At 71.9% G+C, this 25,825-nt stretch carries 22 protein-coding genes; 10 read left to right on the forward strand and 12 right to left on the reverse strand.

The features are described 5' to 3' along the window. Positions 1-100 precede the first annotated feature (100 nt). Together OIE51_RS13870 and OIE51_RS13875 are read right to left on the reverse strand one after the other, a co-directional pair. On the reverse strand, positions 101-304 hold the full coding sequence (locus OIE51_RS13870) for a hypothetical protein (protein ID WP_326597964.1): 204 nt from the start codon (positions 302-304) through the stop codon (positions 101-103). Between the two features lie 114 nt (positions 305-418). Further along, a complete protein-coding gene (locus tag OIE51_RS13875) occupies positions 419-1,201 on the reverse strand; it encodes a class I SAM-dependent methyltransferase (protein ID WP_326597965.1) in 783 nt (260 codons plus the stop codon). Between the two features lie 249 nt (positions 1,202-1,450). On the opposite strand from OIE51_RS13875, the gene OIE51_RS13880 reads away from it, so the two are divergent. Continuing rightward, positions 1,451-1,990: a tellurite resistance TerB family protein gene (locus tag OIE51_RS13880; RefSeq protein WP_326597966.1), complete on the forward strand. Its 540-nt coding sequence runs from the start codon at positions 1,451-1,453 to the stop codon at positions 1,988-1,990. Positions 1,991-2,126: 136 nt separating this feature from the next. Next, positions 2,127-2,636 (forward strand): SgcJ/EcaC family oxidoreductase, encoded by a 510-nt coding sequence (locus tag OIE51_RS13885; RefSeq protein ID WP_326597967.1) that lies wholly within the window; start codon positions 2,127-2,129, stop codon positions 2,634-2,636. 60 nt (positions 2,637-2,696) lie between these two features. On the opposite strand, the gene aspS is transcribed toward OIE51_RS13885, so the two are convergent. The 3 genes from aspS to OIE51_RS13900 all read right to left on the reverse strand — a co-directional run bounded on the left by aspS (position 2,697) and on the right by OIE51_RS13900 (position 6,488). Next, the gene (gene aspS, locus OIE51_RS13890) at positions 2,697-4,478 is read right to left on the reverse strand and encodes an aspartate--tRNA ligase (protein ID WP_326597968.1); all 1,782 of its coding nucleotides are present in this window, start codon (positions 4,476-4,478) and stop codon (positions 2,697-2,699) included. A 395-nt stretch (positions 4,479-4,873) separates the two neighbouring features. Then, the gene (locus OIE51_RS13895) at positions 4,874-5,839 is read right to left on the reverse strand and encodes a pirin family protein (RefSeq protein ID WP_326597969.1); all 966 of its coding nucleotides are present in this window, start codon (positions 5,837-5,839) and stop codon (positions 4,874-4,876) included. Positions 5,840-5,987: 148 nt separating this feature from the next. Further along, a complete protein-coding gene (locus OIE51_RS13900; RefSeq protein WP_326597970.1) occupies positions 5,988-6,488 on the reverse strand; it encodes an SseB family protein in 501 nt (166 codons plus the stop codon). A gap of 119 nt (positions 6,489-6,607) precedes the next feature. On the opposite strand from OIE51_RS13900, the gene OIE51_RS13905 reads away from it, so the two are divergent. The 3 genes from OIE51_RS13905 to OIE51_RS13915 all read left to right on the forward strand — a co-directional run bounded on the left by OIE51_RS13905 (position 6,608) and on the right by OIE51_RS13915 (position 10,922). After that, positions 6,608-8,434 carry an acyl-CoA dehydrogenase gene (locus tag OIE51_RS13905; protein ID WP_326597971.1) on the forward strand — a complete coding sequence of 609 codons (1,827 nt, stop codon included), beginning with the start codon at positions 6,608-6,610 and terminating at the stop codon, positions 8,432-8,434. A 116-nt stretch (positions 8,435-8,550) separates the two neighbouring features. Then, positions 8,551-9,834 (forward strand): M18 family aminopeptidase, encoded by a 1,284-nt coding sequence (locus OIE51_RS13910; protein WP_326597972.1) that lies wholly within the window; start codon positions 8,551-8,553, stop codon positions 9,832-9,834. Between the two features lie 263 nt (positions 9,835-10,097). Then, the gene (locus OIE51_RS13915) at positions 10,098-10,922 is read left to right on the forward strand and encodes a maleylpyruvate isomerase family mycothiol-dependent enzyme (protein ID WP_326597973.1); all 825 of its coding nucleotides are present in this window, start codon (positions 10,098-10,100) and stop codon (positions 10,920-10,922) included. A gap of 9 nt (positions 10,923-10,931) precedes the next feature. On the opposite strand, the gene OIE51_RS13920 is transcribed toward OIE51_RS13915, so the two are convergent. After that, complete coding sequence (locus tag OIE51_RS13920; protein WP_326597974.1) at positions 10,932-12,581, reverse strand: Stk1 family PASTA domain-containing Ser/Thr kinase; 1,650 nt, start codon at positions 12,579-12,581, stop codon at positions 10,932-10,934. 239 nt (positions 12,582-12,820) lie between these two features. Here OIE51_RS13920 and OIE51_RS13925 point away from each other — a divergent pair, with 239 nt between their 5' ends. Together OIE51_RS13925 and OIE51_RS13930 are read left to right on the forward strand one after the other, a co-directional pair. Beyond that, positions 12,821-14,464: a protein kinase domain-containing protein gene (locus tag OIE51_RS13925; RefSeq protein WP_326597975.1), complete on the forward strand. Its 1,644-nt coding sequence runs from the start codon at positions 12,821-12,823 to the stop codon at positions 14,462-14,464. Then, positions 14,436-15,497, forward strand: a complete 1,062-nt coding sequence (locus OIE51_RS13930) for a phosphotransferase (protein WP_442812054.1) — start codon at positions 14,436-14,438, stop codon at positions 15,495-15,497. The genes OIE51_RS13925 and OIE51_RS13930 overlap by 29 nt, the downstream gene beginning before the upstream one ends. Positions 15,498-15,605: 108 nt before the next feature. Here the strand turns inward: OIE51_RS13930 and OIE51_RS13935 are convergent, their stop codons facing one another. Further along, complete coding sequence (locus OIE51_RS13935) at positions 15,606-16,013, reverse strand: pyridoxamine 5'-phosphate oxidase family protein (protein WP_326597977.1); 408 nt, start codon at positions 16,011-16,013, stop codon at positions 15,606-15,608. 115 nt (positions 16,014-16,128) lie between these two features. Beyond that, positions 16,129-16,788 carry a response regulator transcription factor gene (locus tag OIE51_RS13940; protein ID WP_326597978.1) on the reverse strand — a complete coding sequence of 220 codons (660 nt, stop codon included), beginning with the start codon at positions 16,786-16,788 and terminating at the stop codon, positions 16,129-16,131. Positions 16,789-17,154: 366 nt separating this feature from the next. Here OIE51_RS13940 and pdhA point away from each other — a divergent pair, with 366 nt between their 5' ends. From pdhA to OIE51_RS13955, 3 genes are read left to right on the forward strand one after another with little or no spacing between them, the layout of a single operon-like run. Then, a complete protein-coding gene (gene pdhA, locus OIE51_RS13945; RefSeq protein ID WP_326597979.1) occupies positions 17,155-18,327 on the forward strand; it encodes a pyruvate dehydrogenase (acetyl-transferring) E1 component subunit alpha in 1,173 nt (390 codons plus the stop codon). A 5-nt stretch (positions 18,328-18,332) separates the two neighbouring features. Further along, complete coding sequence (locus tag OIE51_RS13950; RefSeq protein WP_326597980.1) at positions 18,333-19,313, forward strand: alpha-ketoacid dehydrogenase subunit beta; 981 nt, start codon at positions 18,333-18,335, stop codon at positions 19,311-19,313. 25 nt (positions 19,314-19,338) lie between these two features. Beyond that, the gene (locus tag OIE51_RS13955) at positions 19,339-20,724 is read left to right on the forward strand and encodes a dihydrolipoamide acetyltransferase family protein (RefSeq protein WP_326597981.1); all 1,386 of its coding nucleotides are present in this window, start codon (positions 19,339-19,341) and stop codon (positions 20,722-20,724) included. Positions 20,725-20,886: 162 nt separating this feature from the next. Here OIE51_RS13955 and OIE51_RS13960 read toward each other — a convergent pair whose 3' ends face one another. Genes OIE51_RS13960 through OIE51_RS13975 form a run of 4 tightly spaced genes read right to left on the reverse strand, consistent with a single transcriptional unit; the run spans position 20,887 to position 25,654 of the window. After that, the gene (locus tag OIE51_RS13960; RefSeq protein WP_326597982.1) at positions 20,887-21,453 is read right to left on the reverse strand and encodes a bacterial proteasome activator family protein; all 567 of its coding nucleotides are present in this window, start codon (positions 21,451-21,453) and stop codon (positions 20,887-20,889) included. Between the two features lie 21 nt (positions 21,454-21,474). Beyond that, on the reverse strand, positions 21,475-24,303 hold the full coding sequence (locus OIE51_RS13965; RefSeq protein WP_326597983.1) for an ABC transporter permease: 2,829 nt from the start codon (positions 24,301-24,303) through the stop codon (positions 21,475-21,477). Next, a complete protein-coding gene (locus OIE51_RS13970; protein WP_326597984.1) occupies positions 24,300-25,031 on the reverse strand; it encodes an ABC transporter ATP-binding protein in 732 nt (243 codons plus the stop codon). The genes OIE51_RS13965 and OIE51_RS13970 overlap by 4 nt, the downstream gene beginning before the upstream one ends. Next, positions 25,028-25,654 carry a PadR family transcriptional regulator gene (locus OIE51_RS13975; RefSeq protein WP_326597985.1) on the reverse strand — a complete coding sequence of 209 codons (627 nt, stop codon included), beginning with the start codon at positions 25,652-25,654 and terminating at the stop codon, positions 25,028-25,030. Before OIE51_RS13975 ends, OIE51_RS13970 begins: the two co-directional genes overlap by 4 nt. Positions 25,655-25,825 lie beyond the last annotated feature (171 nt).

A 25,825-nucleotide genomic window follows, 5' to 3' on the forward strand; every position in this document is an offset into this window, starting at 1 on the left:
GTCACCCCTTTGGGCGCGAGACGAGGACCAGCGGTCGCGAGATCGGATCTAGCGGGCGCACCGGCCGACGCCAGACATGGCCGGGCACGTCTGGACGCGGCTACTCGTGCGGTGGCGTGCAGCGGGGAAACGCCTGGCAGGCGTAGCCACGGCCCTTGCAGTGCCAGCAGTCGTGCGGCGCGGCCACGCCCTGGGCACGCCCGGAGCCCGGGACGTAGAACGTCTCGCGGAACTCGACGCGCTGCCCCGTGCACGCCTGGCACTGGCGGTGCGGACCCGCGCACTCGTCCTCAGGTCGGCCCATAGGAGCACCTATACCCCGCCCGGTGGTCCCGGCATGCGGTCCCGGCATGCGGTCAACGGACGGGGTCAACGGACGGCGGTCAACGGTCCGCGGTCAACGGACGGTTGGCGGCGGTCAGTCGGCGGTGACCACCCGGATCTTCGACTGGCCGTGCGGCAGCTTCTCCCAGTCGTGCATGAACGTGGCGCGCAGCCCGTGGCGTTCGGCCAGCGCGACGAGCGTTTCCGTGCGGTAGTAGAAGTCCTCCCGCAGCACGTGGTGTTCGCGGCCCTCGGTGCGGTCGAAGGTGAAGTCGAAGAAGCCGCCGGGCGCCAGCACGCGGCCGACGTGGGCCAGGCACTGGTCGATCACCTCGATCGGGGAGTGCGAGAAGACGCTGTGCGCGTGCACGACGTCGAAGTGGCCGCTGGGCAGGAAGTCGAGCGTGAGATCGCCCGTGATGGTCAGGTACGGCAGCTTGGGCTGGAGGTCGAACGCCACCAGCGTCTTCTTGGCGCTGATCAGGATGTCGGGGGAGATGTCGATGCCGTAGTACCCGCCCGGGTCGAGATAGTCGATGAACCGCCAGCCCGCGCGGAGGTTGCCGCAGCCGATGTCGAGCATGCGGTGACCAGGCTCCAGGCCGTGTCCCTTGAGGTAGTCGAACTGCATCTGCCCCAGCGCCAGCCAGCGTTCGTGGCTGCGGCTGCCCACCGCCGCCGCCGGGTCCACGCCGACGTCCGAGGCCATCACCGCCCGGTAGTACGCCACGTGGTCACGGTGCTTCAGGCGCAGCCAGGTGTCGCGGCCCAGGCGCCGCAGGTAGGGCTTGACGCGGGCCGGATTGCGGGCGGCGTAACGGATCTTGTGGGCGATGGTGGCCCGGTTCACGGACAGTTTGCGGCGATCACTGTGCATGACGGCCAGCTTGGTCCACCCGGGGCACGGCTCTCCACCGGACGCGCGGCCACGGGCCGGTGATCGGCGGGGTGGGCGTGTTGACGCACTGGGGTATCGTGCGGGCTCCCCGTGGTCGCGAACAGTCAACGGCTCCGCACGCTGCGGTGACCGGCCGTGACGGCCGAGGAACCACTCGCGGGTCGGTTCTCGTTACCGGGGTACCAACCGGGGGACAGACAGACACGAGCGAGAAGCTGGAGCAACTGCATGGCGATGTGGGACCGGATCAAGGACTCGGCCAAGGGTTTGCAGTCGCGTGGGGGCGGTCATCCGCCCGGGTCGCGTTCGCACGGCGCGGGCGGCGGGACGAAGGCGCAGCTCGTCAGCACCCTCAAGACGCAGCTCACGGCGGTGAAGGCGGAGCTGAAGAGCGGTGCGTTCCGGGACGCCAGCATGGCGATGTGCGCCCTGGTCGCCGCCGCCGACGGCACGATCGACGCCGCCGAGCGGCAGCGCGTGGAGTCGTTGATCATGAGCAACGACGTCCTCCAGAATTTCCCGCCGGACTCGCTGCGCCAGCGCTTCAACAAGCACGCGGACCAGCTCGCGTCGAACTTCCAGTCCGGCCGGGCCGAGGTCATGCAGGAGATCGCCAAGGTGCGGAAGAAGCCGATGGAGGCCAGGGCGGTGGTCCAGATGGGCGTCGTCATCGCCGCCGCCGACGGCTATTTCGCGCAGGCCGAGCAGCATGTCATCCGCGAGGTGTGCACGGTGCTCGGGGTCTCCCCGACCGAGTTCGATCTCTGAGATCGCCACCCGAATCGCCGTCACCGAGGCGGACTTGACTGGGGTTGACTCGCCTTGACGAGACCCTTGCCCCACCCCGCGTCCCGCTTTGCTTTCCTTTGCCGGGTGTTTGACCCGCGCCGGGGATCGTGTGCTCATGCGCACCTTTATCCGTGCCCGCACGGCGACGGCCGCGGCCGTGAGCGGGCTTCTGATCACCTCGGTGACGACGAACGTCCAAGCCCTCACCCCCGACGGACACCATGGCCACGGGCCGACCAAGCAGGAGATCCGCGCCCTGTTCGGCGAGTGGAACGAGGCGCTGGCGACCGGCGACCCCGAGCGGGTCGCCGACCGCTACGCCCCGGAGGCCGTGCTGGAGCCGACCCTCTCCAACCTGATCCGCCACGATCACGCCGGAATCGTGGACTACTTCGAGCACTTCCTCCTCCAGCACCCGTCCGGCGAGATCAACGAGTCCTATGTGGAGTTGCTCGGCCAGGACGGGGCGGTCGACTCGGGCGGCTACACGTTCCACCTGACCGACCCGGAGACCGGCGTGCCGTATGACGTCGTCGCCCGCTACACGTTCGTCTACGAGCGCGACAAGCACACCGGGGAGTGGCTGATCGTCGACCACCACTCCTCGGCCATGCCGGAGGGCTGACCGGGACCGGCGGACCGACCGGGAGCCGGCCTGGCTACGTGGCCTGGCGGGCCAGCCTGGCTACGTAGCCTGGCGGGCCGAGTCCCGGACGCTGATGTGGAGCTCCCGCAGGCGGCTTTCGTCCACCCTGCCGGGGGCTCCCATCAGCAAGTCCTGCGCGTTGCCGTTGAGCGGGAAGGCGATCGTCTCGCGGATGTTCGGCTCGTCGGCCAGCAGCATCACGATGCGATCGACGCCCGGGGCGATCCCGCCGTGCGGCGGGGCGCCGAAGCGGAACGCTCGCAGCATGCCGCCGAATTCGCGCTCCACGTCCTCCCGGCTGTACCCGGCGATCTCGAACGCCTTGTACATGACCTCGGGTTCGTGGTTCCTGATGGCACCGGAGGACAGCTCGACGCCGTTGCACACGATGTCGTACTGCCAGGCGAGCACGTCCAGCGGGTCCTTGCCCTCCAGTGCGGCGAGGCCGCCCTGCGGCATGGAGAACGGGTTGTGGGAGAACTCGACGGCGCCCGTGTCGTCGTTCCGCTCGAACATCGGGAAGTCCACGATCCAGCAGAAGCGGAAGACGTTGTCCTCGAAGTGCCCGGCGCGGCGGGCGGCTTCCACCCGGACCGCGCCCATGACCCGGGAGACCTCGTCGAATTCGCCGGCCCCGAAGAACACGGCGGTGCCGGGCCCCGCGCCCAGCGTGCCGAGCAGCGCGGCGACGTCGCCCTCGGTGAGGAACTTGGCGATCGGGCCGGTCAGCGTGCCGTCCTCGCCGACCCGCACCCAGGCCAGGCCCTTGGCACCCTGCTCGATGGCGAACTCCCCGAGCTGGTCGAAGAACCGCCGCGGCTGCCCGGCCGTGTCCGGCACCGCCAGCGCCCGCACGTGCTTGCCGGCGAACGCCTTGAAGCCGGAGTCGGCGAAGATGCCGGAGACGTCGGCCAGCTCCAGCTTGGCCCGCAGATCCGGCTTGTCCGACCCGTACTTGAGCATCGCCTCGCGGAACGGGATGCGCGGGAACGGCGAGGTGACGTGCCGTCCGCCGCCGAACTCCTCGAACAGCTCGGTCATCACCTTCTCGATGACCTGAAAGACGTCCTCCTGCTCGACGAAGCTCATCTCCATGTCGAGCTGGTAGAACTCGCCGGGCGAACGGTCGGCCCGGGCGTCCTCGTCGCGGAAGCAGGGCGCGATCTGGAAGTACCGGTCGAAGCCGGCGATCATCAGCAACTGCTTGAACTGCTGCGGCGCTTGGGGCAGCGCGTAGAACTCGCCGGGGTGCAGCCGCGACGGCACCAGGAAGTCGCGCGCGCCCTCGGGGGAGGTGGCGGACAGGATCGGGGTGGCCAGCTCCAGGAAGCCCTGATCGGTCATCTTCCGGCGGATGGCGCCGATGACGGCCGAGCGCAGCATGATGTTGCGGTGCATCCGCTCGCGGCGCAGGTCGAGGAAGCGGTATTCGAGGCGGCGTTCCTCGTTGACACCGTCCTCGGCGTTGATGGTGAACGGGAGCGGGTCGGCCGCGCCCAGCACCTCGACCTCGGCGACCTCGACCTCGATCTCGCCGGTGGCCAGCTCGGCGTTGATGTTCTCCTCGCCCCGGCCGACGACCCGGCCGTCCACGCGGATGACGGTCTCCTTGGAGAGCGATCCGAGCCGCTCGTCGACCGCCTCGCCGCCGGGCGTCTCGGGATGGACGACGAGCTGCACGACGCCGTGGTGGTCACGGAGATCGATGAAGAGGATGCCGCCCAGATTCCGTCGGTTGTGCAGCCATCCCGAGAGCCGGACATCCTTGCCGATGTCCGCGGGGCGCAGCTCGCCGCAGGTGTGGGACCGGTACCGATGCATCGTACTTCCAAGTCGTCGACACGGTTTCGTGGTGGTCGAGCCTCAGACTACCGCCCTGACCCAGCCCTGCTCATCGCGCGCGGAAACATGGACATACAGTGAGAAAACATGCGCACCGAGGATGTCCTGACCGGCTCCGGGGTCGGGGTGTGGGAAGGGGACGACGTTCGCGGCGTGGCCACGACGGACGCCGCTCCCGCCGAGCCGCTCGGCCTGTCGAGCCGGGCGAGCCGGGCGGGGCCGCCGCTGACGCAGTCGCTCGCCGACGCCCGGGGCTGGTCCCCCAGGGCGCCGGCAAGACGATCTGGTTCGAGCTGCGGGAGGAGCCGCCTCCCGCGGCGGGCCAGACCACACGACCTGGGGAACGGGACATGCGTCGGGCATCAGGCATCGGGTCAGGCGTCGGAGGTCCGGGCGGCCGGGATCCGGCCGAGGCGCCCGGCCTGGAAGTCGTCGAACGCCTGGGCCAGCTCGACGTGGGTGTTCATGACGAACGGGCCGTAGTGCGCCATCGGCTCACGGATCGGGAGGCCGCCGAGCAGCAGGATCTCCAGCTCCGGGGTCCGCGCGTCCTGGGTCGTGTCGGCACGGACCGTGAGCGTGTCCCCCGGGCCGAAGACGACGGTCTGGCCGAGCTCGACCGGGCGCCGGTCGGAGCCGACGCCGCCCCGGCCGGCCAGTACGTAGCCCAGCGCGTTGAAGTCCGGGCGCCAAGGCAGCGTGATCTCCGCGCCCGGCGCGACCGTCGCGTGGATCAGGGTGATCGGCGTGTAGGTGACGCCGGGCCCCTGGTGGCCGTCGAGCTCGCCCGCGATCACCCGCAGCAGGGCGCCGCCGTCCTCGGTGGAGAGCAGACGGACGTTGCTCCCGCCGATGTCCTGGTAGCGGGGGGTGGTCATCTTGTCCTTCGCCGGGAGGTTCACCCAGAGCTGCACGCCGTGGAAGAGGCCGCCCGAGACGACGAGCGACTCCGGCGGCGCCTCGATGTGCAGCAGCCCGGAGCCGGCGGTCATCCACTGGGTGTCGCCGTCGTTGATGACGCCGCCGCCGCCGACGGAGTCCTGGTGCACGAAGGTGCCGTCGAGGAGATAGGTGACGGTCTCGAAGCCCCGGTGCGGATGCCACGGCGTGCCCTTGGGCTCGCCGGGCGCGTACTCCACCTCACCCATCTGGTCCATCATGATGAACGGGTCGAGGTGCCGGTAGTCGAGCCCCGCGAAGGCGCGGCGGACCGGGAAGCCCTCGCCCTCGAACCCGGACGGCGCGGTGACCACCGCGCGCACGGGCCGGGGGACGGCGGTGGGGGCGGGCGTGGTGACGCGGGGAAGGGTGAGCGGGTTCTCGACGGTGATCGCGGGCATCGGGGGCCTCCTCGTCGGCTGCGCACAGGATAGTTGAATCGTAAACGGCAGTCGAGACGGCGTTTGTTCCCCGGCTCCTCGGCGACGCCCCGGGGCAGTCCGCCCGTTCCGCCCGTTCCGCGCGGCGACGGTCGGCGACGGTCGGCGGCTAGCCGTACATCCGGCGCATCGTGTAGTCGACCATCTCCTCCACGGCCTTGGCGTCCATCACGATCCGGTGGTCGCCCTCCATGTCCAGCGCGAATCCGTACCCCGACGGCAGCAGGTCCAGGACCTCGCCGCCGGTGACCGTGAAGTACCGCGACTCCTTGCCCGCGTACCTGCGCAGCTCCTTCAGCGAGGTGAAGAGCGGGATCACCGGCTGCTGGGTGTTGTGCAGGGCCAGAAAGCCGGGGCTGTCGCCACGCGGGCAGTAGATCTTGGCGCCCAGGAAGATGTCGTGGAATTCCTCGCTCGCCATCGCGCCCGAGGTGTACGCCCGGAGCGCGTCGGTGAACGAGGGGGGCGCGGGGGGCGCGGCAGGAGCCGCCGACTGCTGCTGTTGCTGGTGCTCGGGATAGAGCTGCTGACCGCCGTATCCGGCTGCGGCGGGCTGCTGGGCCCCGTAGGGCTGCTGGCCGGGATAGCCCGACTGGTCATAGCCGTACATGTGAGCAAGCGTACTGATCGCGGGCCCACAGATGTCTCACAACGGCTTGCTTCTTATTACCGGTGGGTAGCATCATGGGAGTCACTTCACTTCCCGGAACCTGCTACGGAGTCGTCGCCATGGGGCACTACAAGTCGAATCTCCGCGACATCGAGTTCAACCTGTTCGAGGTCCTTGGCCGCGACGCGGTATACGGAACGGGTCCCTTCACCGAGACGGACGCCGACACCGCCAAGACCATGCTGGCCGAGCTGGCCCGCCTGGCGGAGAACGAGCTGTCCGCCTCCTACGCGGAGGCCGACCGCAACCCGCCCGTCTTCGACCCGGAGACCAACACCGCGCCGCTGCCCGAGGCGTTCAAGAAGAGCTACCGCGCCTACATGGACGCCGAGTGGTGGCGCCTGGGCATCGGCGAGGAGCTCGGCGGCCTGACCGCCCCCCGCTCGCTGCTGTGGGCCATGGGCGAGCAGGTGCTCGGCTCCAACCCCGCGATCCACATGTACGCCTGCGGTCCGGCCTTCGGCCGCGTCCTCTACGACGAGGCGACCGAGGAGCAGCAGAAGATCGCGCACCTCATGGTGGACAAGGGCTGGGGCGCCACCATGGTCCTCACCGAGCCGGACGCGGGCTCCGACGTCGGCGCGGGCCGCACCAAGGCGATCCGCCAGGAGGACGGCACCTGGCACATCCAGGGTGTCAAGCGCTTCATCACCTCCGGCGAGCAGGACCTCACCGAGAACATCATCCACTTCGTGCTCGCCCGCCCCGAGGGCCACGGCCCGGGCACCAAGGGCCTGTCGCTGTTCATCGTCCCCAAGTACGACTTCGACTGGGAGACCGGTGAGCTGGGCGAGCGCAACGGCGCCTACGCCACCAACGTCGAGCACAAGATGGGCCTGAAGGCGTCCAACACCTGTGAGATGACCTTCGGCGCGAACCACCCCGCCAGGGGCTGGCTGCTCGGCGAGAAGCACGACGGCATCCGCCAGATGTTCAAGATCATCGAGTTCGCGCGGATGATGGTCGGCACGAAGGCCATCGCCACCCTCTCCACCGGCTACCTCAACGCCCTGGAGTACGCGAAGGAGCGGGTGCAGGGCGCCGACCTCACCCAGTTCGCCGACAAGACCGCCCCGCGCGTCACCATCACGCACCACCCCGACGTGCGCCGCTCGCTGATGACGCAGAAGGCGTACGCGGAGGGCATGCGGACCCTGGCGCTCTACACGGCCAGCCTCCAGGACGACATCATCGTCAAGCAGGCCGCAGGCGAGGACATCTCCGCCCTCGACGCGATGAACGACCTGCTGCTGCCGATCGTCAAGGGCTACGGCTCGGAGCGGTCCTACGAGCAGCTCGCCCAGTCCCTCCAGACCCTGGGCGGCTCCGGGTACCTCCAGGAGTACCCGATCGAGCAGTACATCCGGGACGCCAAGATCGACACCCTCTACGAGGGCACCACGGCGATCCAGGGCCAGGACTTCTTCTTCCGGAAGATCGTGCGCAACGAGGGCAAGGCCCTCACCACGCTCTCCGAGGAGATCAAGAAGTTCCTCGCCGAGGCCCCCGGCGGCGAGGAGCTGGCCGGCGCCCGCGACCAGCTCTCCCGCGCCGTCGGCGAGCTGGAGGCCACGGTCGGCGTCCTGCTCACGGACCTGGCCGGCACCGAGAAGGACGTCAAGTCCCTCTACAAGGTGGGCCTGAACACCACGGCCTTCCTGATGTCGGCCGGCGACATCGTCGTCGGGTACCTGCTGCTGCGCGGCGCCTCCGTGGCCGCCGCCAAGCTGGCGGACGCGGCGCCGAAGGACAAGCCGTTCTACGAGGGCAAGCTCGCCGCCGCCCGGCACTTCGCGGCCTCCGTGCTGCCCGAGGTCGCCGTGGCCCGCGTGATCGCCGAGAACACGGACCTGTCCCTCATGGAGCTGGACGAGGCGGCGTTCTAACCCACGCCCCGCCGCCTCCGACGGCCCCCCCGGGTCCCGGTCCCCGCCCATGGGACCGGGACCCGCCCGCGTTCCCAGCGGGAACCCCCGCGGTCGTCCGTTCGTATCCTGAGACCATGACTGCACCCCTCGACCGCTCGCACGCCGATGACCTCATGGGGTTCCTCACGGCCTCCCCATCGCCCTACCACGCGGTGGCCAACGTCGCCGGGCGGCTGGAGAAGGCCGGGTTCCGGCAGGTCGCGGAGGGGGCGGTCTGGGACGGGGTGGCCGGGGGGAAGTTCGTGCTGCGCGGTGGGGCGCTCATCGCGTGGTATGTGCCGGAGAGCGCCACGGCCGCGACGCCGTTCCGGGTCATCGGGGCGCACACCGACTCGCCGAATCTGCGCGTCAAGCCCCTCCCCGACACCGGGCGACTGGGCTGGAAGCAGGTCGCCGTCGAAATCTACGGCGGCACCCTCCTCAACACCTGGCTCGACCGCGACCTCGGGCTCGCCGGGCGGCTCGCGCTGCGGGACGGGTCCAGTGTGCTGGTCAACGTGGACCGGCCGCTGCTGCGCGTGCCGCAGCTCGCCGTCCACCTCGACCGCGCGGTCAACGAGGGGCTGAAGCTGGACCGGCAGCAGCACATGACGCCGATCTGGGGCATCGGCACGCCGCGCGAGGGCGAGCTGATCGACTTCCTCGCCGCCGAGGCCGGGCTGGCCGGGCGCGATGTCGTCGGCTGGGACCTGATGGCGCACAGCGTCGAGCCGCCCGCGTACCTCGGCCGCGACCGGGAGCTGCTGGCCGGCCCCCGGATGGACAACCTGCTGTCCGTGCACGCCGCCACGGCCGCGCTCGCCGCCGTGGCCGGGCAGGACCTGGCGTACATCCCGGTGCTCGCCGCGTTCGACCACGAGGAGAACGGCAGCCAGTCCGACACGGGCGCCCAGGGGCCGCTGCTGGGGACCGTGCTGAAACGATCGGTCAACGCCCGCGGCGGCGGCTACGAGGACCGCGCGCGGGCCCTGGCCGGGTCGTTCTGCCTGTCCTCCGACACCGGCCACGCCGTCCACCCCAACTACGCCGAGCGGCACGACCCCACGCACCGCCCGATGGCGGGCGCCGGCCCCATCCTCAAGGTCAACGTCAACCAGCGCTACGCCACCGACGGCACCGGCCGGGCGGTCTTCGCGACGGCCTGCGAGCGCGCCGGAGTGCCGTACCAGACGTTCGTGTCGAACAACGCCATGCCCTGCGGCACCACCATCGGACCGATCACCGCGGCCCGTCACGGCATCGCCACGGTCGACGTCGGCGTCGCCATTCTCTCCATGCATTCCGCACGGGAACTGTGCGGAGCCGCCGATCCGTTCCTCCTCGCCAACGCCATGACCGCGTTCCTTACCGGCCGTTGAACCGACCGTCATGTCGGCGGCGGCCATCGCGGGTATGACGACGCCCCGTCATCACGCGGCGAAACGCGGCCGTAATCCTGAAGGTCAGGGGCCGGGCGGCACCGCACCGCACGGCGGAACCGTCCGGTCCCGCCACCGCCCCTCTGGTGGCTGGCGGCCGTGCCGGACCCCTAGGATTCGTCTCCAGAAAGCATTCACCGGCCGCGCCCGCGCGGCGTACGGTGTGAACACCCAGCCAGCGACGCACCGCCACGAGGGGTCCCGTGACAGTCCACACGAGCTTGCAACCGTCTATCGACGCATGGACCCAGTCCATCGAGGCGATATCGGAGCTCGTCTCCTCACTCGTGGAGGGCGAGTGGAACCGGCCCACCGAGTGCCCCGGCTGGTCGGTCCGGGACGTCGTCTCCCACGTGATCGGCGGCGAGTGCGAGGCGCTGGGCGACCCGCGGCCGATCCACACCCTCCCGCGCGACCTCTACCACGTCGTCGACGAGACCACCCGCTACCTGGAGGTCCAGGTCGACGTCCGCCGGCACCACACCGGCCCGGAGATGACCAGCGAGCTGGAGTACACGATCATCCGCCGCGCCCGCCAGCTGCGGAACGAGCGCCGCGGACCCGAGGACATCATCTCCTACCCGCTCTACGGCAAGATGCCGCTGGCCGACTTCCTCGAAATGCGGGTCTTCGACGTCTGGGCCCACGAGCAGGACCTCCGCCGCGCGCTGCGCCGCCCCGGCGACCTCGACAGCGCCGCCGCGCTCACCGCCCGCGACGTGCTGCTCCAGCGGCTGCCCAAGGTGGTCGCGGAGAGCGCGGGCGCGCCGAAGAAGTCGGCGGTCGTGTTCGACGTGCACGGGCCGGTCGAGTTCCTGCGCACGGTCCGGGTCGACGAGAACGGCAAGGGCACGGTGGACAGCGCCCCTTCGCTCGGGCCGGTCGTCACGTTCACGACGGACTGGGAGACGTTCGTGCGGCTGGCCGGCGGGCGCGTGCGGCCGAAGAAGATCGCCGACAAGGTGAAGATCGAGGGTGACACGGACCTCGCCGAGCGCATCCTGACCGGTTTCCCGGTCGCGCACTGAGGCCGCGCCTCATTGCTCCAGGGGCTCGTAGCCCGTCGAGACGGTCAGCACGATCGGGCCGTCCTCGTCCGGGTTGTACGGGCCGTAGGCCCGGGGCGACTGGTCCACGACCATGCCCTCGCCCTTGAGGACCTCGTCCTTGTACAACAGCTCCTCCTCGTAGCTCCAGCCGGCGTCGCGTATGCACTCCTTCACGCTGTCGATGTGGACGTCGTAGAAGTCGGGCATCATCACCGCGCCCGGGTGGTTGTTCTGGTCGCCGTAGTCCATGGCACCCACGCACTGCGAGGAGTCGATCGTCCGCGTCGGGTCGCCCTCCTTGTAGCGGCGTTCGTCGTCGCCCCCGCCGTTCTCCTCCTCCGGCTCGGTCGACCGGCCGGTCTCCGTGCCGCCGTCCGCCTGCGGCGAGCCGTCGCCGTCTCCGTTGCTGAGCACCACGACTATCGTCACCGCCGCCACCACGGCGATCGCGACCACGGCCGCCAGCATCACCATCAACGTGCTGTTCCGCTCACCACCGCCACCGCCACCGCCACCGCCACCGCCACCGCCGCCGCTCCCGCCGTGCGAAGCGCCCTGGCCGGGCGTCAGGTCGTACGGGGGCACCGCCGTCGGCCGCCCCGGCGGGAAGCCATAGCCGCCGGCCGGCGGGGTGGGCGCGTACGGCGAGGCGACCGGGGCACCGAACTCGGGGAACACCGACTGCGCCACGCCCGCGCCACTGCCGCCCGGCAGCGGCGCGCCCGGCACGATCCGCGGCGCCACCGCGCCCGGCGCCATGGTGTCCGCGAGCCCCAGGCACTGCGCGCGGAACGCCTGGGCGGACGGGAAACGCTCGTTGGGGTTCTTCCGCAGCGCCCGCGCCACCAGCGCGTCGATGGCCGGCGCGACCGCCGCGTTGAACGACGACGCCGCCGGCGGCTCCTCCTGGACGTGCGCGTAGGCCAAGGCGAGCGCCGACTCCGCGTCGAACGGCAGCCGCCCGGTGAGCAGCTCGAAGAGCATCACGCCCACCGAGTACAGATCGGACCGCGCGTCCACGCCCCGGCCCAGCGCCTGCTCCGGCGAGAGGTACTGCGGCGTGCCGACGACCATCCCGGTCTGCGTCATCGCGGTCACCCCGGACTGGGTCGCCCGCGCGATACCGAAGTCCATCACCTTGACCACACCGCGCCGGGTGATCATGACGTTGCCCGGCTTGATGTCCCGGTGAACCAGACCCGCCTCGTGGCTGATCTCCAGTGCCGCCAGCACGTCGCAGGTCACGCGCAGCGCCTTGTCGGCGGGCATCGCGCCGTACCGGGCGACGTCTTCCTCCAGATCCGTGCGCAGCGGCTTGCCCTCGACGTACTCCATGACGATGTACGGCACCGGGCCCTCGTCCACCCGGTCCTCGCCCGTGTCGAAGACGGAGACGATGTTGGTGTGCGCGAGCTTGGCGACCGACTGCGCCTCCCGCTTGAACCGCTCGCGGAAGGCGTCCTCGCGGCTCATCGCGGAGTGCATGGTCTTGACCGCGACGTGCCGTTCCAGGACAGTGTCCCAGGCCAGGTACACGGCGGCCATGCCGCCCGTGCCGAGCAGGTCGCGCAGCTGATACCGGCCGCCGCCGACCGAGCGGCCCCTGAGGTCGGCAGGCGGCTGCGCGTGGTCACTCATCCGGATTTCCCCCTAGGCGGCGGCCCGGTCCGCGTCCGGGGCCGGGCGCTCTCGTTCGTTGTCCTCGCCCTGTCCTTGCCGCGCATCATACGGACCGGTGCCCGGGGCCCGACCGGCCGGAGCGTCCCGGCACGTCAAGCCCGCCGTCCCTTCCGCGACCGCGGCCGGCGCCCAACTTGTCAGCGGCGCCTCGGAGCGGGTTTGATTGCCGAGGGACCCAGCGACTACGGCGAGGATTGATGGCACAGGAGCAAGGCGCCACGGGCTCAGGCGACGAAGAGCCCGGGGCGACCGGCAGCGAAGTGCCCGAGCCGCCGACGGTATGGGGTGGCGACAGCCTTGTGGGGGACGGTCGTTACCGGCTGACGCACCGCTTGGGCCGGGGCGGGATGGCGGAGGTCTTCGCCGCCGAGGACGTGCGGCTCGGCCGCACGGTCGCCGTGAAGCTGCTGCGGTCCGACCTGGCGGAGGACCCGGTCTCCAAGGCCCGTTTCACGCGCGAGGCGCAGTCGGTCGCGGGGCTCAACCACCACGCGGTCGTCGCCGTGTACGACTCCGGCGAGCAGACGATGAACGGCCGCATGGTGCCGTACATCGTGATGGAGCTGGTCAACGGCAAGACGATCAGGGAGCTGTTGATCGACGCCGAGGCGCCGCCCGCCGAGCAGGCGCTGATCATCGTCTCCGGCGTGCTGGAGGCCCTGGCCTACAGCCACCAGCACGGCATCGTGCACCGCGACATCAAGCCGGCCAACGTCATCATCACCGAGACCGGCACCGTGAAGGTGATGGACTTCGGCATCGCCCGCGCCCTGCACGGCGCCGCGCAGACGATGACGCAGACCGGCATGGTCATGGGCACGCCGCAGTACCTCTCCCCGGAGCAGGCGCTGGGCAAGGTCATCGACACCCGCTCCGACCTGTACGCGGTCGGATGTCTGCTGTACGAGCTGCTGACGCTGCGCCCGCCGTTCATCGGTGAGACGCCGCTCGCGGTCGTGTACCAGCATGTGCAGGACACGCCCCGGCCGCCGTCCGAGGTGGCGCCGGAGGTGCCGCCGGAGCTGGACGGCCTGGTGATGCGCGCGCTCGCCAAGGACCCGGACGACCGCTTCCAGTCCGCCGAGGAGATGCGCGGGCTGGTGCAGTACGCGCTGCGGATGCTCGCCGAGCACGGCGGCCACACCCACGGCCTGTGGAACACCGGCGCCGTCGTGGGCGTCGCCGGCACTCCGCCGATGGGGACGGCGACCACGGCGATGGCGCGTTCCGAGACGCCGACCGGGCAGTACGCGGCGCCGATGCTGCTCGGCGACCCCAACGGCGGCGCGGGCGGTCGCGACGACCACGGCGACGGGAACGGCCGGCGCGGCCGGCTGATCCTGGTGGCGCTGCTCGCGCTGATCGCCATCGGCGGCGGCGTGCTCGTCGCGGCCAACATCGGCGGCGAGGACGGTCCGGGCGGCTCTCCCACGCAGTCGGACACCACGGCGCCGGACAACGAGACGCAGACCGAGGGCCAGGAGACCGATCCGGAGACGCCGAGCGCGCCGGAGGACACTCCGCAGCCGACGGAAGACTGGACCGAGCCCGAGACCCAGACCCCGACCGAGCCGGAGACCACGCCGCCGACCGAGCCCGAGACGACTCCGCCGACGGACCCCGAGACGACGCCCCCGGCGGACGAGGGCGGTACGGATGAGGGTGGTACCGACGAGGGCGGCACCGACGTCGGCACGGACGACGGGGGTACCGATGTCGGCACGGACGACGGCGGCACCGACGTCGGCACGGACGACGGCGGCACGGACATCGGCACCGACGACGGCGGCACCGACATCGGCACCGACGGCGATCCCAACACCACCGGTGCCGTCGGCTGACCCGGCGCCCGGGCCCTGCGCACGCACCCTCACCGATCTGCTGCGCCGCTACGGCGCCGGAGAGCCCGTCGCCTGCGAGCCGCTCGCCGAGGGGCTGCTCAACCGGGGGTACCGGCTGGCCACCACCCGTGGCTTGTTCTTCCTCAAGCACCACCTGAGCGGTGACCCGCACGCCGTGATACCCCTGGCCGGGCGACACCGCGCCACGGCGGCACTGGCCGAGCTGGGGCTGCCCGTCGCCCCGCCGCTGGCCGACCGGGACGGGCACACCGTCGTCGTGCACCGCAGCCGCTGCTACGCCCTGCATCCGTGGGTCGAGGGCCGGCACCGCGACGGCGGGCAGCTGAGCCGGACGCAGAGCCGTCGCCTGGGCACTCTGCTCGGGCGCGTGCACCGGGCGCTGGAGAAGGTCATAGTGCGCTGGTCGCCGCGGCGGTTACCGGAGCTGGAGCCGGCGGCCCGGCCCGCCGATACGCAGGCACTGATAGATCAGCTTCTCGTCCGGGTCCGCAGCCGCCCGCGCCGGACGGGCTTCGACGCGCTGGCCGAGCACCGGCTGCTGGAGCGCCGCACGCTGCTGAGCGCTCACACCCACCTGCGGCCGGGCCGCGCCGAGGTGCCCGCCGAGGGGTGGGTGCACGGGGACTTCCACCCGCTGAACCTGCTGTACCGGACGGAGGGGCCGGTGGAGCCGGTGGCCATCGTGGACTGGGACCGACTGGCGGTGCGGCCCCGGGCGGAGGAGGCCGTACGGGCCGCCGTGATCTTCTTCCTCCGCCCGGACGGCAGCCTGGAGCTGCCGAAGGTGCGCGCCTACGCCCGCGCGTACCGTTCGGCGACGGGCGCCTCGCCGGTGGAGCTGGCGGCGGCCGTCCACCGGGTGTGGTGGGAGCGGCTGAACGACTTCTGGATGCTGCGGTGGCACTACGAGCGGCAGGACGGCCGCGTCGACCACCAGTTTCCGGCCGCCGCCGCGCTGGTCGGCTGGTGGACGCGGCACGCGCCCGCGGTGCGCGACAGCTTCTGCGACTAGCGCGGGCCGGCCCGGGAGCGGCCCGGGAGCGGCCCGGGAGCGGGGCGCTCAGGGACGGGTCGTTCAGCTACGGGTCGCTCAGGGACGAGTCGTTCAGCTACGGATCGCTCAGCTACGGGTCGCGTCCCGGACGGAGGCGAAGCGGGGGATGAGCCGCAGATAGGCCGACTCCGGCTGCCGCTCGTGCGCCGGGGGCGCGGGGAAGGCGGCGCGCTCCGACGCGTCGGGGTCGGCCAGTGTCGCGGTGCCGATGAGCTGGGCGCCCCAGGGCGGGCCGTCGCCGCCGTGGTTGTTCGCCTCGTACGCGACGACGGAGCCGTCCAGGACCCGGGCGCCGGCCTGGCCGGTGGGCACGCGCAGCAGCACCCGGTCGCCGGTCACCAGATGGCAGGCGGGCACGATGCGCGGCAGCGCGCGCCAGGTCACGGCGGCGTGGCCGTGCGGGACGCGCGGCAGCAGCCGCAGCGCGTGGGTGAGCTGGGTGAGCTGGTCGTCGGGGGTGGGGTGTCCTGGCATGTCCTCCACCCTGCCCGTCCGGGGCGCCGGGCGGACGGGGGCGAGGGTCCCGGATGCCAGGGCCGATGGTCCCGTTTCCGCGCGGCCGGACGCCGGGCCCGGCGCGGCCGGCGGCTCAGCGCCGCTTCTCGGCCTGGAGCCGGGCCACGTACGCGGCGGCCTGCGAGCGGCGTTCCATATCCAGCTTGGCCAGCAGGCTGGACACGTAGTTCTTGATCGTCTTCTCGGCGAGGTGCAGCTCCTCGCCGATCGCCCGGTTGGTCAGCCCGTCGCCGATCAGGTCGAGGATGCGGCGTTCCTGGTCGGTGAGCCGGGACAGCCGGTCGTCGCCCTCGCCGGGGTCGCCGCGCAGGCGGGCCAGCACGCGCTGGGTCGCGTCGGGGTCGAGCAGCGACTTGCCGGCGGCGACGTCGCGGACGGCCGAGAGCAGCTCGTCGCCCCGGATCGCCTTGAGGACATAGCCGGAGGCCCCGGCCATGATCGCGTCGAACAGGGCCTCGTCGTCCGCGTAGGAGGTGAGCATCAGGCACTTGATCGAGTCGTCGCGGGAGCGGACCTCGCGGCAGACCTCGACGCCGCTGCCGTCGGGCAGCCGGACGTCGAGCACGGCCACGTCCGGCCGGACGGCCGGGATACGGGACAGAGCGTCGGCCGCGGTACCGGCCTCGCCGACCACCTCGATGTCGGGCTCCATCGCGAGCATCTCGTGCACGCCGCGGCGGACCACTTCGTGATCATCGAGGAGGAATACGGTGATTTCTCCGTTCTCGCCCACCCGGCCAGTCTCACACAGGAGCGGGGACCGCGCGCCTTCCGGCCACTCCCGGCCCCTTCCCGCGACCCGCCCGGCCGCGTTAACGTGCAAGGGTCCCACGGTCCTGCGAGGCTTGGACCAGTGCCGTTCCGCAACCACGGTGAACTACTTGGATTTCCAGGTAAATCCGCAGGTCAGGGGCGCTTTGTCGGGTTGAGATCCGACTGGATACCGTGCTCTTATGGGGCGATCGAACGGGACACGAACGGGACACCACACCGCTCGGTTCCGTCCGCGCCGCACCCCACCCCGTGCGCCGTACGGGACCGGATGGGCCCGCACTGGCCGCCCGGAGACCCCGGGGACCGGACCGACGGAGGAGCACGAGTGACCGTGGAACGCACCGCGCCGCGCGGCAAGCCGCGCCGGGCCGCGACGAAGAAGACGACCACCGCCGCCGCGAGAAGGCGGCCCCCGCGCCCGGAGATGGTGCAGCTCCTGACCCCCGAGGGCGAGCGCGTCGAGCACCCGGACTACGCGCTGGAGACCACCCCCGAGCAACTGCGCGGTCTGTACCGCGACATGGTGCTCACCCGCCGCTTCGACGCCGAGGCCACCGCGTTGCAGCGCCAGGGCGAGCTGGGCCTGTGGCCGTCGCTGCTGGGCCAGGAGGCGGCGCAGATCGGCTCGGGCCGCGCGTTGCGCGACGACGACTACGTGTTCCCGACCTACCGCGAGCACGGCGTGGCCTGGTGCCGCGGCGTCGATCCGACGCTGCTGCTCGGGATGTTCCGCGGCGTCAACCACGGCGGTTGGGACCCCACCACCAACAACTTCCACCTCTACACCATCGTCATCGGGTCCCAGGCACTGCACGCCACCGGCTACGCGATGGGCGTCGCCAAGGACGGCGCCGACGTGGCGGTCGTGGCGTACTTCGGGGACGGCGCCTCCAGCCAGGGCGACGTGGCGGAGGCGTTCACGTTCGCCGCCGTCTACAACGCGCCCGTCGTCTTCTTCTGCCAGAACAACCAGTGGGCCATCTCCGAGCCCACCGAGCGGCAGACCCGCGTCCCGCTCTACCAACGGGCGGCCGGCTACGGCTTCCCCGGCGTCCGCGTCGACGGCAACGACGTGCTGGCCGTCCTCGCCGTCACCCGCGCCGCCGCCGAGCACGTACGCACCGGCCAGGGGCCGATGCTGGTGGAGGCGTTCACCTACCGGATGGGCGCGCACACCACGTCCGACGACCCGACCCGCTACCGCCGCAAGGAGGAGCTGGAGGTCTGGGAGGGCAAGGACCCCATCCTGCGGCTGCGCCGCTGCCTGGAGCGGGAGAGCGCGGCCGACGAGGCGTTCTTCGCGGACCTGGAGCGGGAGAGCGACGTGATGGCCCGGCGGGTCCGCGAGGCCATCAGGACCATGCCGGATCCGGACGGCATGGCGATGTTCGAGCACACCTACGCCGACGGCCACGCGCTGGTGGACGAGGAGCGCGCCCAGTACGCCGCGTATGTCGCGTCGTTCGCGGACCACGAGCACGGGCACGAGGGGGTCTGACCGACATGACTGCCGAGAAGATGGCGATGGCCAAGGCGCTCAACTCCTCGCTCCGCAAGGCGCTGGAGAGCGACCCCAAGGTCCTGGTGATGGGCGAGGACGTCGGCAAGCTGGGCGGCGTCTTCCGGATCACGGACGGCCTGCAGAAGGACTTCGGCGAGGAGCGGGTCATCGACACACCGCTGGCCGAGTCCGGGATCATCGGGACGGCGATCGGGCTGGCGCTGCGCGGGTACCGGCCGATCGCGGAGATCCAGTTCGACGGCTTCGTCTTCCCCGGGTACGACCAGATCGTCACGCAGCTCGCGAAGATGCACGCCAGATCGCTGGGGAAGGTCAAGCTGCCGGTCGTGGTCCGCATCCCGTTCGGCGGCGGCATCGGCGCGGTGGAGCACCACAGCGAGTCGCCGGAGGCGCTGTTCGCGCACGTGGCGGGGCTGAAGATCGTGGCGCCCGGCAATCCGTCGGACGCCTACTGGATGCTCCAGCAGGCCATCGAGTGCGACGACCCGGTGATCTTCTTCGAGCCCAAGGCCCGTTACTGGGACAAGGGCGAGGTCGACGCGGCGGGCATCCCCGGGCCGCTGCACGCCGCGAAGGTGGTCAGGCCGGGCACGGATCTGACGCTGGTGGCGTACGGTCCGACCGTGAAGACCGCGCTGGCGGCGGCGGTCGCGGCCGAGGAGGACGGGGTGTCGCTGGAGGTGATCGATCTGCGGTCGGTCTCCCCGATCGACTTCGACACGCTCCAGCGGTCGGTGGAGAAGACCGGCAGGCTGGTCGTCGCCCACGAGGCGCCGGTCTTCTTCGGAGCGGGCGCGGAGGTGGCGGCCCGGATCACGGAGCGCTGTTTCTACCATCTTCAGGCCCCGGTCCTGCGGGTCGGCGGCTTCCACGCGCCGTATCCGCCGGCCCGGCTGGAGGAGGAGTACCTCCCCGGGCTGGACAGGGTGCTGGACAGCGTCGACCGCGCCTTGGCGTACTGAGGAAAGGCTGAGGAGAGTCGTGACGATGGCCGCTGAGGCACAGCGCTACCGCGAGTTCAGAATGCCGGACGTGGGTGAGGGGCTCACCGAGGCCGAAATCCTGAAGTGGCTCGTCCAGCCCGGCGACACGGTGACCGACGGGCAGGTGGTGGTGGAGGTCGAGACCGCCAAGGCCGCCGTCGAGCTGCCGATCCCGTACGACGGCGAGGTCCGTGAGCTCCTCTTCGAGGAGGGCACCACGGTGGATGTCGGCACGCCGATCATCAGAGTCGACACGGACCCCACCGGGGAGGCCGGTAAGGCCGGGGAAGCCGCGGCGACCGGTGAGAACGGGGAGGCCCCCGCGGCCCGCCAGCCGGTGCTGGTCGGCTACGGAGTCTCCGCCGCCCCGACGAAGCGCCGCCCGCGCAGGCAGCAGGCCCCGGCGGCCGTCGGCGCGGAGCCCGGTCCGGCGGCGGGCCCGCCGGAGCCGCCGGCGGCCGTGCCGGCGCCGCCCGCCGCGCCGGAGGACGTCCCCGACGGCGGGCGGCCGTTGGCCAAGCCTCCGGTGCGGAAGCTGGCCAAGGACCTGGGGATCGATCTGGCCTCGGTCACGCCCACCGGGGCGAACGGGGTCGTCACCCGGGAGGACGTGCACGCCGCCGCCGAGCGCCCGGCGCCGGCTCAGGCCCCGGTGCCCGCTCCCGCGCCCGCCGTCGAGGCGGCCGACCCCCGGGAGCGGCGGGTGCCGATCAAGGGGGTGCGCAAGGCGACCGCGCAGGCCATGGTCGGCAGCGCGTTCACCGCGCCGCACGTCACCGAGTTCGTGACGGTCGACGTCACCCGCACGCTCAAGCTCGTGGAGCGGCTGAAGCGGGACCCGGACCTGGCCGGGCTCCGCGTCAACCCGCTGCTGCTCGTCGCCAGGGCGCTGCTGGTCGCGATCCGCCGCAACCCGGAGATCAACGCCTCCTGGGACGAGGAGCGCCAGGAGATCGTCTACAAGGAGTACGTGAACCTCGGCATCGCGGCAGCCACCCCCCGGGGCCTGGTCGTGCCGAACGTCAAGGACGCCGGGAGCAAGACCCTGCCCGAGCTGTCCAGGGCGCTGTCCGAGCTGGTCGCCACGGCCAGGGAGGGCCGGACATCCCCGGCCGCCATGCGGGACGGCACGGTGACGATCACCAACATCGGCGTCTTCGGCATCGACACCGGCACCCCGATCCTCAACCCCGGGGAGTCCGCGATCCTGGCGTTCGGCGCGATCAAGCAGCAACCGTGGGTGCACAAGGGCGAGATCAGGCCGCGGCACGTCACCACCCTGGCGCTCTCGTTCGACCACCGGCTGGTGGACGGCGAGCTGGGCTCCAAGGTGCTGCGCGACACCGCCGCCGTGCTGGAGCGTCCGCGGCGGCTCATCACGTGGAGCTGAGGCGTACTTGGCCAAGGCGTACGGGGGGCTGAGGCGCACCGGGAGCTGAGGCGCGGCGGGGACGACGGCGGAAGGCGGCACCCGGGCGCCGAGCGCTCCGGGTGCCGCCTTCGGTGGGTGCCGCTTCCCGTATGAAAAGTGAACAAAAAAAGGGGGTGTCGGTTACAGATAGGGGCCGGAACGGGCGCCGCCGCGCGCCTCGCCCTGCTCGCCGCCCTCCTCGCCCATCGCGCCCGGCGGCAGCGCGCGCCGCATCTGTTCGAGCTGCGCCCGGGCCGCCATCTGCTGGGCGAAGAGCGCCGTCTGGATACCGTGGAACAGACCTTCGAGCCAGCCGACGAGCTGCGCCTGGGCGATCCGCAGCTCGGCCTCGGTGGGCACGCTGTCGTGGGTGAACGGCAGCGAGAGCCGGCCCAGCTCCGCCACCAGCTCCGGCGCGAGCCCCTCCTCCAGCTCCTTGACCGAGCTGGCGTGGATCTCCCGCAGCCGGGCCCGGCTGGCCTCGTCCAGCGGCGCGGCCTTGACCTCCTCCAGGAGCTGCTTGATCATGCTGCCGATCCGCATGACTTTCGCCGGCTGTTCCACCATCTCGGTCAACGGAGTCTCCGACTGTTCCTCGTCGCCCTCGCCACCGCCCCGGGCCATGGCGCTGCTGAGCGCCATCCCGTCCGGCCCCACGACCAGGATCTGCGAGTTCTCGTGCGGTGGTTCGTTCCTCGGCTGAGTCATACCCCCATCATGCAACGGCCATCACCCCGCCCGCCGCGCGAGGTGGATCCGGGAGCGGGTCAGCAGCGCCGCGAGCGCGCACGCGATCAGCGGCACGACCACGATGAGCTGCGCGAACGTCGCCCACGGCAGCGCGATGAACAGGTCCGGTCGGACGCCCGAAGCCCACCCCTCGTTCCAGCCTCGCTCCCACATGGCCACGTCCGCACGGTGCTGGGCCAGCCGGAGGCCGATTGACGGGATCAGCCCGGAGACCGCGCCGAGCAGCACGCCCATCGCGGCGATCAACCCGCACTGAAGTCCGGAGAGGGTACGACGGACTCGGGGTGACGCGCCCACGGACGCCAGGGTGGCGAGGTCGGCCTCGGAGTCGGCCTGGGCGAGACCGGTGGCGATCCCGGCGGCGCCGAGCGTGATGACGAGCGCGGCGAGGGCGAGGATCAGCAGGGTGGCCCCGGTGTCGCCGTGGTAACCGGTCTCGATGTAGGTCCACGGCGCGACGCCGAGAGCGCCCAGCGCGCCGTCGAACGCCTGACGCTCGGCGCCGGTGGGCATCCGGGTGGTCGAGTAGAAGGTGTTCGTCTCGCCCGTGAGCAGCCCGGCGGCCTCGGCGGCGGCGGGCGAGATCAGCGCGGGCATTCCGTAGCCGTCGCCGTCCACCCGGTGGGCGGGGAACGTGGCCGACCGGTCGGGCGGCGTCGCCGGGGTCCCGTCCTCCGCCCACTCGGGGGAGGTGTCCCAGAGGTTCAGCGTGACCTCGCCCGCCCGGGACACGTACCGGTCACCGAAGACGACGGCCTCCCCCCGGTCCAGCGCCTCACCGGCCCGGCGGACCTGGTCGTCGTCGGCCCCCAGGACCGTGAGCAGCTCAGGTCCGGCGACCCAGAACGTGAGCTCCCCGTATCCCAGGCTCCCCTCATCGACGCAGCGCGGGTCGCCGTTGAGCTCGCGGCGCTCCTCGACCGGCAGGAGGTCCGCGTCGGGCGCCCACAGCGGGCAGATCCGCTCCGGGGGAACCACCAGCTCCAGGTACCCGCAGTCCTCCTCGCCGGCGGACCGGGCGCCCGGGTAGCACGCCGCGTTCCCGGTGTGGACCTGGGAGACGTCGACGCGCCGGGCGACGGGCAGCTCCCGTTCGGCCGCCGCGCGGGCCTCGTCCAGCTGGTCGCGCTGCTCGGTGTCGGAGGCGCCGATGGTCACCACGCCGTCAGGAAGGGCCGCCTCGTACTGGGCGCGGTCCTGGGCCTCGTCGCTGGTGATGACGGTGGACACCGCGATCGTCCCGGCGACGGCGGCCAGCACGGCGGCGACGGCGGGCGCGGTGCGGCCCCGGTTGCGGGCGGCGTCGCGCAGCGCCAGGCGGCCGGAGAGCGGCAGCCGGCGGCCCAGCCGGCCGACGGCGCCGACCAGCACGGGGGTGAGGGCGACCAGGCCCAGTTCGGCCGTGACCGCGCCGATGGCGACCACGACCGTGCCGTCGAAGGCCAGGCCGCCGACGATGGCGAGGGAGGCGCCCAGCACCAGGGCGGTGAGGCCGATGGTGGGCAGCACCCGGCTCGCGCGGCGCGTTCCGCGGCGGCCGGTCAGCGATTCGAGCACGCTGCTCCGGGCCGCGTTGATCGCCGGGATGACGGCGGCGAGCAGCCCGACGAGGACGGCGAGGGCGCCGATCCCGGCCAGCTCGGCGACGCGGAAGTCCCAGGGGCCGAACCGCTGGTGGCTCTGGTTCTCGATCAGCGGGTGCGCGGCCAAGGCGAGGGCGATGCCGCCCGCGATGCCGATGACGGCGGCGGCGAGGCCGAGGACGAGGCCGCTGGAGAGCATGATGGCGCGCAGGTGGCGACGGTCGCCGCCGTTGGCCCCGACCAGGCCCAGCTGGCGGCGCGAACGCCGGGCGCCGACCGCGAAGGCGGGGCCGGCCAGCAGGCAGATCTCCAGGATCACCAGGGAGACGACGGTGACGACTCCGGCGACGAGGGTGGTGTCGGCCCCGGTCGCCACGTTGCCGATGTCGATGCCGTCCGCGAACATCGGGACCTCCGAGTCCGGCGGTGGGTCGAGGATCACCGAGCGGGAGTCGACCTTCAGGCCCACCTCGTTGGCCGCGAGGACCGTGTCCCAGGTGACGCCACCGTCCGGCACGACGGCCAGGAACGTGGGGGCCACCTGCGCACGCGGGTCCAGCCGGGGCAGGACGGCGCCGGGCAGCGCGACGAGCTGGGCGCGGTCGAGATGGTCCGGCAGCTCGTAGGCGCCGGTGACGCGGAACGTGGCGTCGTCGTCCTGGAACCGCACCTCGGAGCCCACGCGCAGGCCGCTCTCGTCGAGGAAAGCCTGCGTCGCGGCGACCTCGTCCGCGCGCTCGGGGTACCGGCCACGCAGCAGGGTCAGCATGCCCTCGGTGGCCGGATCGGCCGCGTCCAGCTCCCTGACGTCGGTCCGCAACAGCCCGGACTCGGTGTGGACGGTGCCCAGGAGCTCATGGTCGGACAGCAGCCGGGTGCCGGGCGGCAGCAGCCCGGTGAGCTGCTCCTCGACCTCGGCCGGCGGCCGGTCGACCGGGTCGCCCCAGTCCTCCTCGCCGGTCGACTGCGTCATGTCGCCGACCGGCGCCTGCAGGATGGGCGCGCCTGAGCTGTAGACCGAGAACCGCGCGTCCGCCTCGCCCAGCTCGCGCGTCAGCTCCTCGGCGGGCGACAGCTCGCCGGAGCGGAAGGCCAGGTCGGCGGCGGTCACCCCGAGGATGGGCAGCGCGATCATCGCCACGACCAGGGCGCTGCGGCCCTTGGCGCGCAGGGCGTCGCGCCGCGCTATGCGCAGCGCGAGCCGCCAGGAGTGGAGCCTGCTCATCGGGCTCCTCCGCCGGTCAGCAGCGATTCGGCCGAGCCGGCGACGGTCTGGTCCACGATGGTGCCGTCGCGCAGGAAGACCACCCGGTCCGCCCAGGCGGCGTACCGGGACTCGTGGGTGACCAACACGACGGCGGCGCCCTCGTCGCAGCGCCTGCGGAGGAGGGCGAGGACGGCCTCGCCGGTCTCGGAGTCCAGGGCGCCGGTGGGTTCGTCGGCGAGGACCAGGCGGCGGTCGCCGACCAAGGCGCGGGCGATGGCGACGCGCTGCTGCTGGCCGCCGGACATCTCGTCGGGGAAACGGTCGGCCAGCTCGGGCAGGCCGATCTCGGCGAGCGCGGCCAGCGCCTCGCGGCGGGCGACGCGGGCGGAGACGCCGTCCAGCTCACGCGGGAGCGCGACGTTCTCGGCGGCCGTCAGGGCCGGGATGAGGTTGTAGTCCTGGAAGACGTAGCCGATGCTGGTGCGCCTGACCTTGGCCAGCGCGGCACGGCTGAGGCCGCCCAGGTCGTGGCCCTCGACCAGGACCTGGCCCTCGGTGGCGGTGTCCAGACCCCCGGCCAGGGTCAGCAGCGTGGACTTGCCCGACCCGGACGGGCCCATCACGGCGACGAACTCCCCCGCGTGGACGGCCAGATCGACGCTCTTCAGAGCGTGCACGGCGGCGACGCCGCTGCCGTGGACGCGGGTGAGCGTGGCCAGGCGCAGCACGGGTGCGGTGGTGGTCATGACGAGGTCCCCCCTCGGGCCTTCGGTCGGTCGGCCGGCTCGGCGGGACCGGCCGGGTCGTGCGCGGGCGGCGTCACCGGGCGCGGCCGGGCGGCGGCGAGGCGCAGCAGGCGGGACTCGCAGTGGTCCAGCCAGCGGCTCTCGGCCTCGGCGTAGAAGATGAGCTGTTCCAGCACGAGCAGCCAGGCGATGTCGCCGCCGCTGCCGGGCCCGGCGGCCAGCGCGCGGGCCTTGAGACGGGTGTAGTCCTGCATGGCGGCGAGCGTGTGGCGGCGCTGGGCCTGGATGATCGCGGTGATGTCGACGCCGGGCGTGCCGACGGCCATCGCCAGCTTGATGGCGAGCTCATCGCGCGAGGGCTGCGTGCGGTCGACGGGCTGGGTGAACCACTCGCCCAGCTCCTGCCGGCCGGCGGTGGTGATGGAGTAGAGCTGCTGCTTGGCGTCACCACCCCCCTCGGGAACGATCAGGCCATCGCGCTCCAGACGGCCGAGGGTGGTGTAGACCTGACCGATGTTCAGCGGCCAGGTGGACCCCGTGCGGGATTCGAACTCGGCACGAAGCTGCGAGCCGTAGCGCGGGCCCTGTTCCAGGAGGGCCAGCAGCCCGTATCTGATGGACATACCGAGTATGTATACCGAGTATGCACCCGCCGGGCAAGGCGGAGCTGGGAAAAGGCGCCGAAGCGAGGGCCCCGGCGGAGCCGAGTGCGGGCCGAGTGCCGGACGCCGGCCGGAGCCGGGCGCCGGGACCGACCAGGAGGAACGAGCCCCAGCCGGGCAGCGGAGCGCGCC

The sequence above is a fragment of the Streptomyces sp. NBC_01803 genome (genome assembly GCF_035917415.1).
Lineage (GTDB): Bacteria > Actinomycetota > Actinomycetes > Streptomycetales > Streptomycetaceae > Streptomyces.